Origin of the sequence: Pseudomonas sp. OE 28.3 (genome assembly GCF_014268205.2) — a bacterium.
In the GTDB taxonomy this organism is placed as follows: domain Bacteria; phylum Pseudomonadota; class Gammaproteobacteria; order Pseudomonadales; family Pseudomonadaceae; genus Aquipseudomonas; species Aquipseudomonas edaphica.
The window spans coordinates 1,576,312-1,591,950 of record NZ_CP077082.1; the positions used below are offsets into that span (position 1 = coordinate 1,576,312).

General features: G+C 61.8%; 12 protein-coding genes. 10 read left to right on the forward strand and 2 right to left on the reverse strand.

Annotated elements, in window-relative coordinates; translation table 11 throughout:
* Positions 1 to 16: 16 nt before the first annotated feature.
* Entirely contained in the window at positions 17 to 1,345 is a 1,329-nt protein-coding gene (gene rimO / locus HU759_RS07040; protein ID WP_169985845.1) for a 30S ribosomal protein S12 methylthiotransferase RimO, read from the reverse strand.
* 301 nt (positions 1,346 to 1,646) lie between these two features.
* Between rimO and HU759_RS07045 the strand changes: the two genes are divergently transcribed.
* The 3 genes from HU759_RS07045 (at position 1,647) to HU759_RS07055 (ending at position 5,304) form a co-directional block, all read left to right on the forward strand.
* Positions 1,647 to 3,548 carry a potassium transporter Kup gene (locus HU759_RS07045; protein ID WP_099548536.1) on the forward strand — a complete coding sequence of 634 codons (1,902 nt, stop codon included), beginning with the start codon at positions 1,647 to 1,649 and terminating at the stop codon, positions 3,546 to 3,548.
* Between the two features lie 127 nt (positions 3,549 to 3,675).
* Positions 3,676 to 4,782: an NADH:flavin oxidoreductase/NADH oxidase gene (locus tag HU759_RS07050; RefSeq protein WP_170036423.1), complete on the forward strand. Its 1,107-nt coding sequence runs from the start codon at positions 3,676 to 3,678 to the stop codon at positions 4,780 to 4,782.
* Positions 4,783 to 5,118: 336 nt separating this feature from the next.
* Entirely contained in the window at positions 5,119 to 5,304 is a 186-nt protein-coding gene (locus HU759_RS07055; protein WP_017137090.1) for a hypothetical protein, read from the forward strand.
* A gap of 154 nt (positions 5,305 to 5,458) precedes the next feature.
* Here HU759_RS07055 and HU759_RS07060 read toward each other — a convergent pair whose 3' ends face one another.
* Complete coding sequence (locus HU759_RS07060) at positions 5,459 to 7,084, reverse strand: glucan biosynthesis protein D (protein ID WP_099548537.1); 1,626 nt, start codon at positions 7,082 to 7,084, stop codon at positions 5,459 to 5,461.
* 304 nt (positions 7,085 to 7,388) lie between these two features.
* Between HU759_RS07060 and HU759_RS07065 the strand changes: the two genes are divergently transcribed.
* The 7 genes from HU759_RS07065 to HU759_RS07095 all read left to right on the forward strand — a co-directional run bounded on the left by HU759_RS07065 (position 7,389) and on the right by HU759_RS07095 (position 15,639).
* Complete coding sequence (locus HU759_RS07065; protein WP_170036425.1) at positions 7,389 to 8,099, forward strand: tellurite resistance TerB family protein; 711 nt, start codon at positions 7,389 to 7,391, stop codon at positions 8,097 to 8,099.
* 171 nt (positions 8,100 to 8,270) lie between these two features.
* Complete coding sequence (locus HU759_RS07070; RefSeq protein WP_186616804.1) at positions 8,271 to 9,893, forward strand: methyl-accepting chemotaxis protein; 1,623 nt, start codon at positions 8,271 to 8,273, stop codon at positions 9,891 to 9,893.
* Positions 9,893 to 10,405: a chemotaxis protein CheW gene (locus HU759_RS07075; RefSeq protein WP_017137094.1), complete on the forward strand. Its 513-nt coding sequence runs from the start codon at positions 9,893 to 9,895 to the stop codon at positions 10,403 to 10,405. The genes HU759_RS07070 and HU759_RS07075 overlap by 1 nt, the downstream gene beginning before the upstream one ends.
* Positions 10,402 to 11,655, forward strand: coding sequence for a protein-glutamate O-methyltransferase CheR (locus tag HU759_RS07080; RefSeq protein WP_186616805.1), 1,254 nt, complete (start codon positions 10,402 to 10,404; stop codon positions 11,653 to 11,655). Before HU759_RS07075 ends, HU759_RS07080 begins: the two co-directional genes overlap by 4 nt.
* On the forward strand, positions 11,652 to 12,353 hold the full coding sequence (locus HU759_RS07085; RefSeq protein WP_170036430.1) for a chemotaxis protein CheW: 702 nt from the start codon (positions 11,652 to 11,654) through the stop codon (positions 12,351 to 12,353). The genes HU759_RS07080 and HU759_RS07085 overlap by 4 nt, the downstream gene beginning before the upstream one ends.
* Positions 12,350 to 14,632 carry a hybrid sensor histidine kinase/response regulator gene (locus HU759_RS07090; RefSeq protein ID WP_170036432.1) on the forward strand — a complete coding sequence of 761 codons (2,283 nt, stop codon included), beginning with the start codon at positions 12,350 to 12,352 and terminating at the stop codon, positions 14,630 to 14,632. The genes HU759_RS07085 and HU759_RS07090 overlap by 4 nt, the downstream gene beginning before the upstream one ends.
* Positions 14,629 to 15,639 (forward strand): chemotaxis response regulator protein-glutamate methylesterase, encoded by a 1,011-nt coding sequence (locus tag HU759_RS07095; protein ID WP_017137098.1) that lies wholly within the window; start codon positions 14,629 to 14,631, stop codon positions 15,637 to 15,639. The genes HU759_RS07090 and HU759_RS07095 overlap by 4 nt, the downstream gene beginning before the upstream one ends.

Here is a 15,639-nt window from a genome sequence, read left to right on the forward strand (position 1 = left end):
CTTTGCGTGCGCAGAGCTAGTCGCGCTTTTCAGCCCACAGGTCGTACTCGTCGGCATCCGTCACGGTGCACCAGACCTTGTCGCCCGGCTTCAAGCCGCTGGCATCGTCGATAAACACGTTACCGTCGATTTCCGGCGCATCGAAGAAGCAACGGCCCACTGCGCCTTGCTCGTCGACTTCGTCGATCAGTACTTCGATTTCCTTGCCGATGCGCAGTTGCAGGCGTGCGGAGCTGATGGCCTGCTGATGCGCCATGAAGCGCTCCCAGCGGTCCTGCTTGACGTCGTCCGGCACGATGGCCGCATCCAGCAGGTTGGCCGGGGCACCTTCGACCGGCGAGTACTGGAAGCAACCGACGCGATCCAGCTGCGCTTCGGTCAGCCAGTCCAGCAGGTACTGGAAGTCTTCTTCGGTTTCGCCAGGGAAGCCGACGATGAAGGTCGAACGGATGATCAGCTCCGGGCAGATCTCGCGCCAGTTCTTGATGCGCGCCAGGGTCTTGTCTTCGAAGGCCGGGCGTTTCATGGCCTTGAGGATTTTCGGGCTGGCGTGCTGGAACGGAATGTCCAGGTACGGCAGGATCTTGCCGGCGGCCATCAACGGGATCAGCTCGTCCACGTGCGGGTACGGGTAAACGTAGTGCAGGCGCACCCACACGCCCAGGCTGCTCAAGGCTTCGCACAGTTCGGTCATGCGGGTTTTCACCGGCGCGCCGTTCCAGAAGCCGGTGCGGTATTTCACGTCGACGCCGTAGGCGCTGGTGTCCTGGGAGATCACCAACAGCTCTTTCACGCCGGATTTGACCAGGCGCTGGGCTTCGTCCAATACATCACCCACTGGGCGGCTGACCAGCTTGCCGCGCATCGACGGGATGATGCAGAAGCTGCAGCTGTGGTTGCAGCCTTCGGAAATCTTCAGGTACGCGTAGTGGCGCGGCGTCAGCTTGATGCCTTGCGGCGGCACCAGGTCGATCAGCGGGTTGTGGTCCTGACGCGGCGGCACCACGTCGTGCACGGCGTTGACCACCTGCTCGTACTGCTGCGGGCCGGTTACCGCCAGCACGCTTGGGTGCACGTTGCGGATATTGCCTTCTTCCACGCCCATGCAGCCGGTGACGATGACCTTGCCGTTTTCCTTGATGGCTTCGCCGATCACTTCCAGCGATTCAGCCTTGGCCGAGTCGATGAAGCCGCAGGTGTTGACCACCACCACGTCGGCGTCCTGATAAGTGGACACGACGTCATAGCCTTCCATACGCAGTTGCGTGAGGATGCGCTCGGAGTCAACGAGAGCCTTCGGGCAACCCAGGGATACAAAGCCGACCTTTGGGTTGGCTTTTGCGATGGTGGTGGACATGTCTAACCTCGGTATTGAATGACGCCGCCAGTCGGGCACGACATGGCGGTAGACGGGCGCTTGGTGCGCCTCTGATCAAAAAGTGCGCAATTCTATCGACGGGCAGCGCGCTTGACCAGCTTTATACGGGGAAATGCGACGAGTGCTGCGCTATGCTTCGCGCCGTTGCGCACGGGTGAAACCCCGGGGTCAATAAAACGTCTGTTACGAGAAGTAAAACAGCGCATGCTAGGGTCAGCTTAGGCGCGTTGTTTATAAAAGACCTCAGGTCAAAGGGCAGGAGTGGTTGATGGGTCAGGCAAATAGTCAGGCAGCAGGTGCCGAGCATTCCAATGCAAAGCCGATTGGCATGCTGGTGGCGGCGGTCGGGGTGGTTTACGGCGATATCGGTACCAGCCCGCTCTATACCCTTAAAGAAGTGTTTACCGGTGGTTATGGGGTTCAAGTCAATCACGACGGGGTCTTTGGCATTCTGGCGCTGATTTTCTGGTCGCTGGTGTGGGTCGTGTCGATCAAGTACGTGCTGTTTATCCTGCGCGCGGACAACCAGGGCGAAGGCGGCATCATGGCCCTGACGGCGCTGGCGCGACGGGCGGCGTCGCCGTACCCCAAGTTGCGTTCGGTGCTGGTGATCCTCGGCTTGATCGGTGCGGCGCTGTTCTACGGCGACAGCATGATTACCCCGGCGATCTCGGTATTGTCGGCGGTTGAAGGCCTGGAACTGGCCTTTGACGGGATTGAACGTTGGGTGGTGCCGCTGTCGCTGGTGGTGCTGGTGGGGCTGTTCCTGATCCAGAAACACGGCACTGACCGCATCGGCAAGCTGTTCGGGCCGGTGATGGTGGTGTGGTTCCTGGTGCTGGGCGGTCTTGGCGTGCACGGCATCCTGCAACATCCCGAGGTGCTCAATGCGCTGAACCCCGTGTGGGGCGTGCGTTTCTTTGTGTCCCATCCGGGCATGGGCGTCGCGATTCTTGGCGCCGTGGTGCTGGCCTTGACCGGTGCCGAAGCGCTGTACGCCGACATGGGCCACTTCGGCCGCAAGCCGATCGCCCGTGCCTGGTTCGCCCTGGTGCTGCCGGCGCTGGTGCTCAACTACTTCGGCCAGGGCGCGTTGCTGCTGGAAAACCCCGAAGCGGCGCGCAACCCGTTCTACTTGCTCGCGCCGGAATGGGCCTTGGTGCCATTGGTCGCGCTGTCGACCCTGGCCACCGTGATTGCATCCCAGGCGGTGATTTCCGGCGCGTTCTCGCTGACGCGTCAGGCGATCCAGTTGGGTTACATCCCGCGCATGCATATCCAGCACACCTCCAGCGCCGAGCAAGGCCAGATCTACATCGGCGCGGTGAACTGGTCGCTGATGGTCGGCGTGATCCTGCTGGTGCTCGGCTTCGAATCCTCCAATGCCCTGGCCTCCGCCTACGGCGTGGCAGTCACCGGCACCATGTTGATTACCAGCATCCTGGTGTCGGCGGTGATGCTGCTGCTCTGGAAGTGGCCGCCGGTGCTGGCGATTCCGGTGCTGATCGGCTTCCTGTTGGTGGACGGCCTGTTCTTCGCCGCCAACGTGCCAAAGATCGTGCAGGGCGGTGCCTTCCCGGTGTTGGCGGGGATTGTGCTGTTTGTGCTGATGACCACTTGGAAGCGCGGCAAGGAACTGTTGATGGACCGCCTCGACGAAGGCGGGCTGCCGTTGCCGATCTTTATCAGCAGTATCCGCGTGCAACCGCCTCATCGCGTGCAGGGCACTGCGGTGTTCCTCACCGCGCGGCCCGATGCCGTGCCCCACGCGCTGTTGCACAACCTGCTGCATAACCAGGTGTTGCATGAGCAAGTGGTGATGCTCACGGTGGTCTACGAAGACATTCCGCGTGTGCCTGCCTCGCGGCGCTTTGAGGTGGACGCCTACGGCGAAGGCTTCTTCCGGGTGATCCTGCATTTTGGCTTTACCGATGAGCCGGACGTGCCCGAAGCGCTGAAGCTGTGCCACCTGGACGATCTGGATTTCAGCCCGATGCGCACCACCTACTTCCTCAGCCGTGAAACGGTGATCGCCTCGCGCATCAAGGGCATGGCCCGTTGGCGTGAGAGCTTGTTTGCGTTCATGTTGAAAAACGCAAACGGCAACCTGCGCTTCTTCAAACTCCCGGTAAACCGGGTGATCGAGCTGGGCACCCAGGTCGAGATGTAATCTTTTGCAACACGGGAGCCGGCATTCGGCTCCCGCTTTCCTTTCTGAACCCTGTGCAATCCACCGTTGTCGACTAGGCTCTAAGCACTGTTTGAATAGTGCCCACAGAACCCAGAAGAGGTGCGCCATGAGTCAGCTGCTCGAACCCTACACCCTCCGTCAATTGACCTTGCTCAACCGCATCGCCGTCTCGCCGATGTGCCAATACTCGTCCGACGATGGCCTGGCCAATGACTGGCACCTGGTGCACCTGGGCAGCCGCGCCGTCGGTGGTGCCGGGCTGATTTTTACTGAAGCCACCGCCGTCACCGCCGATGGCCGCATCACCGCCCAGGACCTGGGCCTGTGGAACGACGCGCAGATCGAACCGCTGCAGCGCATCACCCGCTTTATTGCTGCTCAAGGCGCGGTGGCGGGCATCCAGCTGGCACATGCCGGGCGCAAGGCCAGCACCCATCGGCCGTGGATCGGCAAGCACGGCAGCGTCAAGCCGGAGGAGGGCGGCTGGGTGCCGGTGGGCCCTTCGCCGATTGCCTTTGACCCGAACCACACGCAACCCAGGCCACTGGATGAAGGGCAGATTCAGCAGGTAATTGCCGACTTTGTCGCCTCCGCCAAACGCGCGCTGACCGCCGGTTTCGAAGTGGTGGAGATCCACGCTGCCCACGGTTACCTGTTGCATCAATTCCTCTCGCCGATCAGCAACCAGCGCCAGGACCACTACGGCGGCTCGTTTGAAAACCGTATCCGCCTGGTGCTCGAAGTGACCACCGCCGTGCGCGCCGTCTGGCCCCAGGAGCTGCCGTTGTTTGTGCGGGTGTCGGCCACCGATTGGGTCGAAGACGGCTGGAACCCCGATGAAACCGTAGAGCTGGCGCGCCGCCTCAAAGAACTCGGCGTGGACCTGATCGACGTGTCCTCCGGTGGCACCGCCGCCAACGCCGAGATTCCCACCGGCCCGGGCTACCAGACGCGGTTTGCCGAGCGCGTGCGCAAAGAGTCGGGTATCGCCACCGGCACGGTGGGTATGATTACCGAACCGGCCCAGGCTGAACACATACTGCGCACCTGCCAGGCCGACATCATCTTCCTCGCCCGTGAGCTGTTGCGTGACCCTTACTGGCCGCTGCATGCCGACGATGACCTGGGTGGGCGCAAAGCCATCTGGCCCGCGCAGTACCAGCGGGCGACTCACCGTGATCAGCCGATTCACGAGTCTGACCTGAGGGATTGAACCCGCGTCTGCCTGCAATAAACCCACCCGACTCGGTGGGTTTTTTGTTGCCCGCGTTTAGCGCCTGCCTGATCCGCAGCTGTATGCGCAAGAGCTTCCCGATATCCACCTTTACCGGTCGCTGCGTGAGAAAGGGTTGTAGGTATTTGTTACCGAAGTAATTTTTTAAGTGAATACTCTAAAAAAATCCCACACGTGACGAGATTGTTTCTACGCTTAGGGTAAGTGTGATTTCTGGCCCAGGGAGTCAGGCTGTTTGTCCTTGAAGCCATTGCGCTTCATGAGCGTAGGGAATGGGCACCAGGAGTAATTGACTGATATCAGGAGTAACGGTCCATGACCAAGTCTTATGGCGTAGCGGGTGCGGTGGCGTCTTTTTGGAGTCGCCGGATGTCCTTGCGGGGGCGAAGGTTGAGTTCGGATGAGGTGGAGTTGCTGGCGCAGTATCGCGCCCTGACCGAAAACGATCAGGTGGCGATGCGCTACTTGATTGGCGCAATGAAGAGCGTGTCGCGGTTTTAACCCATGCAGTAGCGGGTTAATTGTGGCGAGCAAGCTTGCTTGCGTTGGGGGGGGGCGAAGCACCCCCCAAAAAAGAGCCGGCTCCAGCTGCGCTGTCGAACGGGACGATTCGACAAGCTCCCTCGCCACAGCAAGCCCGCTCCCTTATGTGTTATCAGCTGTACTTACGCTGGTCCGGTGCCGGCGGGAAGTACTGATACAGCCAGGTTTCACTCAAGGTGCGGTCCTGGGTGCGGATAAACAGCCGCAGTTCAACCGGTTCCACACTGTCGCTGGTCGGGTACCAATCGAACAGAATGCGATAGCCCTTGATGTTGTCCAGCACCAGCACACTGAAGTCTTTGACTTCACCGTGGGAGCAGGTTACCACCGGCTCGATCCCGGTGCCGGCCGGCAGGCGATCCAGGCCACCGCCCTTGAAATCCACGGCAAAGCGGCGCGCCCACACTTCGGGGTAATGCTCGCCCGGTGCCCAGCCTTCGGTAAAACCGCCCATGCCGGAACGGGTGGCATCCACTTGCGCCAGCGGTGTGCTCACCGGCGGCAGCGCGCTCCAGTACAGCTTGTAGCCATAGTTGAGTGATTCGCCTGCGGCCACGGGCTTTTTTGGGGTCCAGAAGGCCACGATGTTGTCCAGGGTTTCGCCGGTGGTGGGGATTTCCAGCAGATCGATCGAGCCTTCGCCCCAGGCGGTGGTGGGTTCCACCCACAGGCTAGGGCGCTTGCTGTACCAGTCCACAGTGTCCTGGTAGCTGGCGAACTCATGGTCGGTCTGTACCAGGCCGAAACCTTTCGGGTCGGTGTCGGCAAAAGCGTTGAACTGCAGCTTGGCCGGGTTGTTCAGTGGACGGCAGATCCACTCGCCGTTGCCACGCCACATGGCCAAACGGTCCGAGTCGTGGATTTGCGGGTGGATGGTGTCGCACATCCGGCGTTCATGGGTACCGCAGCTGAACATGCTGGTCATCGGCGCGATGCCCAGTTGCTCGATGGCGGTGCGCGCATTGATGTGCGCGTCGATGGCCATGACCACCTGGCTGGCCTGGCAGTCGATGTCAAAGCGATAGGCGCCGGTGGCGCTTGGCGAGTCGAGCAGGGCGTAGACCACAAAACGCGTGGCGTCCTTGCTCGGGGTTTCGAACCAGAATTGCGTGAAGTCGGGGAATTCCTCGCGTTTTTTCGCGTAGGTATCAATCGCCAGGCCGCGTGCGGAGAGGCCGTACTGGCCGGTTGCGTCCACCGCACGGAAGTAACTGGCGCCGAGAAACGACAGCACGTCATGGCGATCCAGTTCCGGCGCCTTGAACAGCTTGAAACCGGAGAAACCCAGGTCGCCGGTCAGCTGCTTGGTGTCCACCGTGGTCTTGGCATAGTTGAACAGCGACGGGCGGAAATGCACCTCGCGGGCTTCGCGGGTCTTGGGGTCGACGCTGTGCATGCGTACTGGCGTCTTGAAGCCCATGCCGACGTGGAAGAATTGCACGTCGAGCTGGCCGTTGAGCTCCTTCCACAGCGAATGGTTGCCGTCGTAGCCGATGGCATTGAAGTTCTGCGGGGTCATGGTTGCCAGGGTCGGCGGCAGCACCTGTTTGGTGTCTTTATACGCGGTGGCGGCGAGCTGCCTGGCCTGGGCCTTGAGCGATTCGAAGTCAAACGCTACAGCCTTGCCATCGGCGGCACGGTTTCCCGCCCAAGCCTGCGCGGCCAACAGGCCACTGGCCGACAAGCCGGTGTAAGCCGCAATGGCCATGGACGCTTTGAGCAAATTCCTGCGGTGCATAGAGACAACCTGTCGTGAGCAAATCCCGCGCCGTTCCTGGCACGTAACGGATCATAAATAACGGTTCGGACATGCCTTCGACCAAACGCAACGGACAATAAACAGACGCCGGATAGCTTAAGCGGTTCGATGCAGAAGGAAAATTGATTGATGGCGGGGTGATGGCGTTGCATGTGAAACAAGACGTTTCAAATACGCGCTGCCGGCGTTACATCTGGAAGCACTCTAGATCGCGGCTTTTTGGCACTTAGTTTTACGCTGGGAGCCTATTGGTCCTACGAACCCAAGTGTCTGGAGGCTACGCATGAATACCCGTGGATTGCTCGATCAGTTGCTCAAATCCGGCCAGGACATGTTGCAAAACAAGGCGGGCGGGCAACGCAAATCGGACGACAAAAGTGCCCTCGGTGGCTTGCTCGGCGGCGGTGGGCTTGGCAGTTTGCTCGGCGGTGCGGGTGGCGGTGCCCTGGCGGCGGGCGCGATGGGGCTGCTGCTGGGTAACAAGAAGGCGCGCAAGTTCGGTGGCAAGGCGCTCACCTATGGCGGGCTGGCAGCACTCGGAGTGATCGCCTACAAGGCTTACGGCAACTGGCAGGCGCAGCAGGCCGGCGAACCCCAAGGCGAGCCGCAAACCATCGACCGCCTGCCGTCGGCCCAGGTCGAACAACACAGTCAGGGCATTCTCAAGGCGCTGGTCGCCGCCGCCAAAGCCGACGGGCATGTAGACGAGCGAGAGCGCGCTTTGATTGAAGGCGAATTCACCAAGCTGGATAACGACCGTGAACTGCAAAGCTGGCTGCACGCCGAGCTGAACAAGCCTCTGGATCCCGCTGATGTGGCGCGCGCAGCGAGCACTCCGGAAATGGCTGCCGAGATGTACATCGCCAGTGTGATGCTGGTGGACGAAGAGAACTTCATGGAAAAAGCTTACCTGGACGAGCTGGCGCGCCAGCTCAAACTTGAGCCCGGCTTAAAGGCCGAGCTGGAAAAACAGGTACGCCAAGCCACGCCCTGACCTCCTGAATGATCGCTCCCACGCTCTGCGTGGGAGCGCAGCCCGTGACGCTCTGCGTCACCTGCACAGTGTTTTTGCGTTCTGTGAGCGCGACATCAAAACCTGTTGATAAATGCGGGCACCCGCTCAGCTATACTCCTCGGCATTTGATCGGCCCTTCGAGGAATTACTGTGAAGAACTGGACCTTGCGCCAAAGGATTTTGGCGAGCTTTGCGGTAATTATCGCGATCATGCTGTTGATGGTCGTGGTCTCGTATTCGCGCCTGCTGAAGATTGAAGTCAGCGAAAACTCGGTCCGGGATGACGCCGTACCCGGGGTATTTTTCAGTTCGATGATCCGCAGCGCCTGGGTCGACAGCTACCTGCAAACCCAGGAATTGGTCGGTGCCCACCGAAGTCAGGGCATCTCGGAAGCTGACAAACAGGACTACAAGTCGTTTGAGGCACGTTTGGAACAGCACATGGCCAGTTACGCGAGCACGATCAATATTGATCAGGATCGCACTGAGTTCGACGCCTTCGAAAAGCTCCACCAGAACTACAACAAGATTCTTGCCCTGGTACTGGACGCCCATCAGGCTAACAACGGCGTTGAGGCGCAAAAGCTGTTCGACGAGCAACTCACGCCCGCCTGGACCGCAGGCCGCATGAAGCTCAATGACATTATCAATGAAAACAAACAGGTCGCCGATAACGCCACCGCCGCCATCGATGAAGCGGTGGCCGCCGCCAAAGTCAGCATGTTCGTGTCGTTGGCCGTGGCCATTCTCGCAGCGGGCCTGTGCGGCCTGCTGCTGATGCGCGCGATCATGGCGCCGATGAATCGCATCGTCGAAATCCTCGAAACCATGCGCACGGGCGACCTGAGCAAGCGCTTGAACCTTGAGCGCAAGGACGAGTTCGGCGCTGTCGAAACCGGCTTCAACGACATGATGACCGAGCTGACCGCCCTGGTTTCCCAGGCCCAGCGTTCGTCGGTGCAGGTGACTACCTCGGTGACCGAGATTGCCGCCACCTCCAAGCAACAACAGGCCACGGCCACCGAAACGGCCGCCACCACCACCGAGATCGGCGCGACATCGCGGGAAATTGCCGCCACGTCCAAGGACTTGGTGCGCACCATGACCGAAGTGTCCACCGCCGCCGACCAGGCGTCGGTCGCTGCCGGCTCCGGCCAGCAAGGCCTGGCGCGTATGGAAGAAACCATGCACTCGGTGATGGGCGCCGCTGACCTTGTGAACGCCAAGCTGGCGATCCTCAATGAGAAGGCCGGCAACATCAACCAAGTGGTGGTGACCATCGTCAAGGTGGCCGACCAGACCAACCTGCTGTCGCTCAACGCCGCCATTGAAGCCGAGAAGGCTGGCGAGTACGGACGCGGGTTTGCCGTGGTGGCCACCGAAGTGCGCCGTCTGGCCGACCAGACCGCCGTGGCCACCTACGACATCGAGCAGATGGTGCGCGAGATCCAGTCGGCAGTGTCAGCGGGCGTGATGGGCATGGACAAGTTCTCCGAAGAAGTGCGTCGCGGCATGTTCGAAGTGCAGCAAGTGGGCGAACAGCTGTCGCAGATCATCCATCAGGTACAGGCCTTGGCGCCGCGGGTATTGATGGTCAACGAAGGCATGCAGGCCCAGGCCACCGGCGCCGAACAGATCAACCATGCGCTGGTGCAACTGGGCGATGCCAGCAGCCAGACCGTGGAATCCCTGCGCCAGGCCAGTTTTGCCATTGATGAACTGAGCCAGGTTGCGGTCGGTCTGCGCAGCGGCGTGTCGCGTTTCAAAGTCTGATGAGCGACCTTGCGGCTAAACGCGGCGTCGTCCCGGCAGCGAAAAAGGCGTTGTTTCTGGTGTTCCACATCGGCGGCGAACGTTATGCCCTCAAGGCCACGGAGGTGGCCGAGGTGCTGCCGCGCCTGCCACTCAAACCCATCGCCCATGCACCGCTGTGGGTGGCGGGGATCTTTGCCCATCGTGGCGCGCTGGTGCCGGTTGTCGACCTGTGTGCGTTGACCTTCGGCAAACCGGCCCAGGCCCGCACCAGCACACGGCTGGTGCTGGTCAATTACCAGCCGCAACCTTGGATCGAGCCACGCTGGCTGGGGTTGGTCCTGGAGCAGGCCACCGACACCCTGCGTTGCGACCCGGCCGAGTTCCAGCCTTATGGCCTGGATAACCGCGAGGCGCCGTACCTGGGGCCGGTACGTGAAGATGCGTTGGGCTTGATGCAGTGGATCGGCGTGGCCGACTTGCTCACCGACGACGTGCGCGCCTTGCTGTTTGCCAGCGAGCTAAGCTTATGAGCAACGACCCACGCTTTTTTGCCTTCTTGAAGGACCGCATTGGTTTGGACGTCGCCTCGGTGGGCGAAGCGATCATCGAGCGTGCGGTGCGCCAGCGCAGCCAGGCCGTGCAGGCGCAGACCGTGCAGGATTACTGGCAGCATTTGCAGAGTTCGCAGGATGAGCAGCAGGCGCTGATCGAAGCGGTGATCGTTCCCGAGACCTGGTTTTTCCGCTATCCCGAGTCCTTTGCCACCTTGGCGCGTTTGGCCAGGGAGCGCCTGGCGGCGATCAAGCAGATGCGCGCCCTGCGCATTCTCAGCCTACCGTGTTCCACGGGCGAGGAGCCTTATTCGATTGCCATGGCCTTGCTCGATGCCGGGCTGGCGCCGCACCAGTTCAAAGTATTGGGGCTGGACGTCAGCCCATTGTCGGTGGAGCGCGCCAAGCGTGGGGTGTATGGCAAGAACTCCTTTCGCGGCGGCGATATCGAGTTTCGCGAGCGTCACTTCAGCGAACAGCCCGATGGTTACCACATTGCCGAGCGGGTGCGCGAACAAGTGCGTCTGCAAGTCGGCAATTTGCTCGACCCGGCGTTGCTGGCCAATGAGCCCACCTACGATTTTGTGTTCTGCCGCAACCTGCTGATCTACTTCGACCAGCCCACCCAGAAGCAAGTGTTCGATGTGCTCAAGAGCCTGACCCATGAGGACGGCGTGCTGTTTATCGGCCCCGCCGAGGGCAGCCTGCTGGGGCGCCATGGCATGCGCTCGATTGGCGTGCCGCAATCCTTTGCATTCAGTCGGCATACCGAGCCGGTCAAGCCTGAACCGGTATTTGTGCCCCAGCCCATCCCCCAGCGCAGCGCGGCACCCATTCCTGCCAAGCCGCGCCCGTTCAGCACCGCGAGCGCCCAAGTGGTGCCGATCAAGGCGCCGCACAGCGATGCGGGCGATTTGCTCAGCCGCATCGCTACGCTGGCTAACGAAGGCAAAAGTGCTGAGGCCCGTGCCGCGTGCGAACAGTATTTGAGTAACCACCCGCCGGCAGCCCAGGTGTTTTGCTGGCTGGGGCTGCTCAGCGACGTGGCCGGCAGCGCCCTGGAAGCCCAGGGTTATTACCGCAAAGCCTTGTACCTGGAACCGCAGCACCCGCAGGCCTTGATGCACCTGGCCGCATTGCTCGAGTCCCAGGGTGACAGTGCGGGCGCGCGTCGCTTGCAGGCGCGCGCCGCGCGTAGCGAGCGTGCAGACAGTGAGTCCAAACGATGAATAACCTTGATGCGCTCGACACCGCAGGTCTGGACCTGACCCTGGCCGACACCCAAGCCATCGACGACTGCTGGAACCGCATCGGCATCCATGGCGACAAGTCCTGCCCGTTGCTCGCCGAACATATCCACTGCCGCAACTGCTCGGTGTATTCCGCCGCCGCCACGCGCCTGCTTGACCGTTATGCGTTGCAGCAGGACGACCGACAGGCGTATGCAGCCGCGGAAGTTGACGAAGAGATCATCACCCGTTCGATCCTGATGTTTCGTCTGGGTGAAGAGTGGCTGGGCATTGCCACGCGATGCCTGGTGGAGGTGGCGCCACTGCAGCCGATTCACTCGTTGCCGCACCAACGTTCCCGCGCATTACTGGGCGTTGCGAATGTGCGCGGTGCGCTGGTGGCGTGCCTGTCACTCGTGGAACTGCTGGGGCTGGACCCGGCCAGCACAGGCGCTACCGGCGCGCGAGTGATGCCGCGCATGTTGATTATTGCTGCCCAGGACGGCCCGGTGGTGGTACCGGTGGATGAAGTCGACGGCATCCATGCCATCGATGAGCGCACCTTGAAGGCCGCGTCGGCTTCCGGCACCCAGGCCAGCGCGCGCTTTACCCAAGGCGTGTTGCAGTGGAAAGGCCGCAGCCTGCGTTGGCTGGACGAGGCGCAATTGTTGTCTGCCGTGACCCGGAGCCTCACATGACCCCCGACCAGATGCGCGATGCATCGCTGCTGGAGCTGTTCAGCCTGGAAGCCGATGCGCAGACCCAGGTATTGAGCGCGGGCCTGCTGGCCCTGGAACGCAACCCCACCCAGGCTGACCAGCTTGAGGCATGCATGCGCGCCGCGCACTCGCTCAAGGGCGCGGCGCGGATTGTCGGCGTGGACGCCGGGGTCAGCGTGGCTCATGTGATGGAGGACTGCCTGGTCAGCGCCCAGGAAAACCGCCTTTACCTGCAACCTGAGCATATCGACGCCTTGCTGCAGGGCACCGACCTGCTGATGCGCATCGCCACGCCGGGCAATAATGTCGGGCCAGCGGACATTCAAGGCTATGTAGCGCTGATGGAACGCCTGCTGGATCCGTCGCAGCCGATTGTCAACGCCACGCCAGCCCCCGCCGCTCCCGAACCTGCGCCGGTGATTGAAGCGTTGCCGCCGGAGCCTGAGCCAGAGCCTGTGCCGCCGGTCAGCACTGACCTGCCGCGCCCGAACAAACGCCTGACCGAAGGCGGGGAGCGCGTGCTGCGTGTCACCGCCGAGCGCTTGAACAGCCTGCTCGACCTGTCGAGTAAATCTTTGGTGGAGACCCAGCGGCTCAAGCCTTACCTGGTGAGCCTGCAGCGCCTCAAGCGCATTCAAAGCAACAGCGCGCGCGCCTTGGACACGCTCGATGGCCAACTCAAGGCCATGAACTTGAGCCTGGAAGCCCAGGAAGCCCTGGCCGACACGCGCCGCCTGTTGAGTGAAGCCCAGGCGTTGCTGGCGGATAAAACCGCCGAGCTGGATGAGTTCGGCTGGCAGGCCGGGCAGCGTGCCCAGGTGCTTTATGACACCGCGCTGGCCTGCCGCATGCGACCGTTTGCCGATGTGCTCGCCGGCCAGGTGCGCATGGTGCGTGACCTTGGCCGCAGCCTTGGCAAGCAGGTGCGCCTGGAGATCGAGGGTGAAAAGACCCAGGTCGACCGCGACGTACTGGAAAAACTCGAAGCGCCGCTCACGCATTTATTGCGCAATGCCGTCGACCATGGCATCGAAATGCCCGAGCAGCGGGTGTTGGCGGGCAAAACCGCCGAAGGCTTGATCCGCCTGCGCGCCTCCCATCAAGCCGGTTTGCTGGTGCTGGAGTTAAGCGACGACGGCAATGGCGTCGACCTGGAGCGCCTGCGCGGCACCATCGTCGACCGGCACCTGTCACCGCTGGAAACCGCGCTGCGCTTGAGCGAAGAAGAGCTGCTGACTTTCCTGTTCCTGCCGGGCTTCAGCCTGCGCGACAAGGTCACCGAAGTGTCCGGGCGCGGCGTCGGCCTGGATGCGGTGCAGCACATGGTCCGCCAACTGCGTGGCGCGGTGGTGCTGGAGCAGACGGCGGGGCAGGGCAGCCGCTTCCACCTGGAAGTGCCGTTGACCCTGTCGGTGGTGCGCAGCCTGGTGGTGGAGGTCGGCGAGGAAGCCTATGCCTTCCCGCTGGCGCACATCGAACGCATGTGCGACCTGGCGCCGAATGACATTGTGCAACTGGAAGGGCGCCAGCATTTCTGGCACGAAGGCCGGCATGTCGGTCTGGTGGCCGCCAGCCAATTGCTGCAGCGCCCGCCGGGGCAGAGCAATGACGAAACCTTGAAGGTGGTGGTCATCCGCGAGCGCGATGCGGTGTATGGCATTGCGGTGGAGCGTTTTATCGGTGAGCGCACCCTGGTGGTATTGCCGCTGGATGACCGCCTGGGCAAGGTCCAGGATATTTCCGCCGGTGCTTTGCTGGACGACGGCTCGGTGGTGTTGATCGTCGACGTCGAAGACATGCTGCGTTCGGTGGATAAATTGCTCAACACCGGGCGCCTGGAACGTATCGCACGGCGCAGCCAGCAGGCGACCGAAGCGCCGCGCAAACGCGTGCTGGTGGTGGACGATTCGCTCACCGTGCGTGAGCTGCAACGCAAATTGTTGCTTAATCGTGGTTATGAAGTGGCGGTCGCGGTCGATGGCATGGATGGCTGGAACGCGCTGCGCTCCGAAGACTTCGACCTGCTGATCACTGACATTGATATGCCTCGTATGGACGGGATCGAATTGGTCACACTCTTGCGCCGTGATAGTCGCCTGCAATCGTTGCCGGTGATGGTGGTGTCGTACAAGGATCGCGAAGAAGACCGGCGCCGTGGACTGGACGCCGGCGCCGACTATTATCTAGCTAAGGCCAGTTTCCATGACGATGCGTTGCTGGATGCCGTGATGGAGCTGATTGGAGGCGCCCGGGCATGAGGATTGCGATCGTCAATGACATGCCCCTGGCGGTAGAGGCCTTGCGCCGCGCGTTGAGTTTAGAGCCGGCCCACGAGGTTGTGTGGGTGGCCAGCAATGGCCTGGAAGCTGTGCAGCGCTGCGCCGAATTGACCCCGGACCTGATCCTGATGGACTTGATCATGCCGGTGATGGACGGCGTGGAGGCCACGCGGCAGATCATGGCCGAGACCCCGTGCGCTATTCTGCTGGTGACCGTCGACCGCCAGGCGAATATGAGTCGCGTGTTTGAAGCCATGGGCCATGGCGCCCTGGATGTGGTGGACACCCCGGCGCTGGGCGTGGGCAACCCCAAGGATGCGGCGGCGCCGTTGCTGCGCAAAATCCTCAATATTGGCTGGCTGATCGGCCAGCGTGGCAGTCGTGTACGCGCCGAAACCGCGCCGGCGCGCACCACTGGCAAACGTCAGAGGCTGGTGGCGATTGGTTCCTCTGCGGGCGGCCCGGCCGCGCTGGAAATCCTGCTCAAGGGTTTGCCCCGCGACTTTCCCGCCGCCATTGTGCTGGTGCAGCATGTGGACCAGGTGTTTGCCGCCGGCATGGCCGAATGGCTGAGCAGCGCCTCCGGCCTGCCGGTGCGCCTGGCACGCGAGGGCGAACCGCCTCAAAACGGCGTGGTGCTGCTGGCTGGCACCAACCACCACATTCGCCTGTTGAAAAATGGCACGCTAGCCTATACCGCGGAGCCTGTGAACGAGATTTACCGGCCTTCCATCGACGTGTTCTTCGAAAGCGTCGCCAGCCACTGGAATGGTGATGCCGTCGGCGTACTGCTGACCGGCATGGGGCGCGACGGGGCTCAGGGCCTCAAGATACTGCGTGAACAAGGATATTTGACCATCGCCCAGGATCAGCAGAGCTGTGCGGTGTATGGCATGCCAAAAGCGGCGGCGGCGATTGATGCTGCTGTTGAAATCCGCCCACTGGACAGAATTGCGCCCCGATTGCTGGAGGTATTTGCAAAATGA

What these genes read in the sequence shown, in the direction of transcription:
- HU759_RS07085 (WP_170036430.1), top strand. Translation starts at nt 11,652, where the DNA reads ATGAATAACCTTGATGCGCTCGACACCGCAGGTCTGGACCTGACCCTG.
- HU759_RS07060 (WP_099548537.1), bottom strand. Translation starts at nt 7,084, where the DNA reads ATGCACCGCAGGAATTTGCTCAAAGCGTCCATGGCCATTGCGGCTTAC.
- HU759_RS07050 (WP_170036423.1), top strand. Translation starts at nt 3,676, where the DNA reads ATGAGTCAGCTGCTCGAACCCTACACCCTCCGTCAATTGACCTTGCTC.
- HU759_RS07045 (WP_099548536.1), top strand. Translation starts at nt 1,647, where the DNA reads ATGGGTCAGGCAAATAGTCAGGCAGCAGGTGCCGAGCATTCCAATGCA.
- HU759_RS07055 (WP_017137090.1), top strand. Translation starts at nt 5,119, where the DNA reads ATGACCAAGTCTTATGGCGTAGCGGGTGCGGTGGCGTCTTTTTGGAGT.
- HU759_RS07095 (WP_017137098.1), top strand. Translation starts at nt 14,629, where the DNA reads ATGAGGATTGCGATCGTCAATGACATGCCCCTGGCGGTAGAGGCCTTG.
- HU759_RS07080 (WP_186616805.1), top strand. Translation starts at nt 10,402, where the DNA reads ATGAGCAACGACCCACGCTTTTTTGCCTTCTTGAAGGACCGCATTGGT.
- HU759_RS07065 (WP_170036425.1), top strand. Translation starts at nt 7,389, where the DNA reads ATGAATACCCGTGGATTGCTCGATCAGTTGCTCAAATCCGGCCAGGAC.
- HU759_RS07075 (WP_017137094.1), top strand. Translation starts at nt 9,893, where the DNA reads ATGAGCGACCTTGCGGCTAAACGCGGCGTCGTCCCGGCAGCGAAAAAG.
- HU759_RS07090 (WP_170036432.1), top strand. Translation starts at nt 12,350, where the DNA reads ATGACCCCCGACCAGATGCGCGATGCATCGCTGCTGGAGCTGTTCAGC.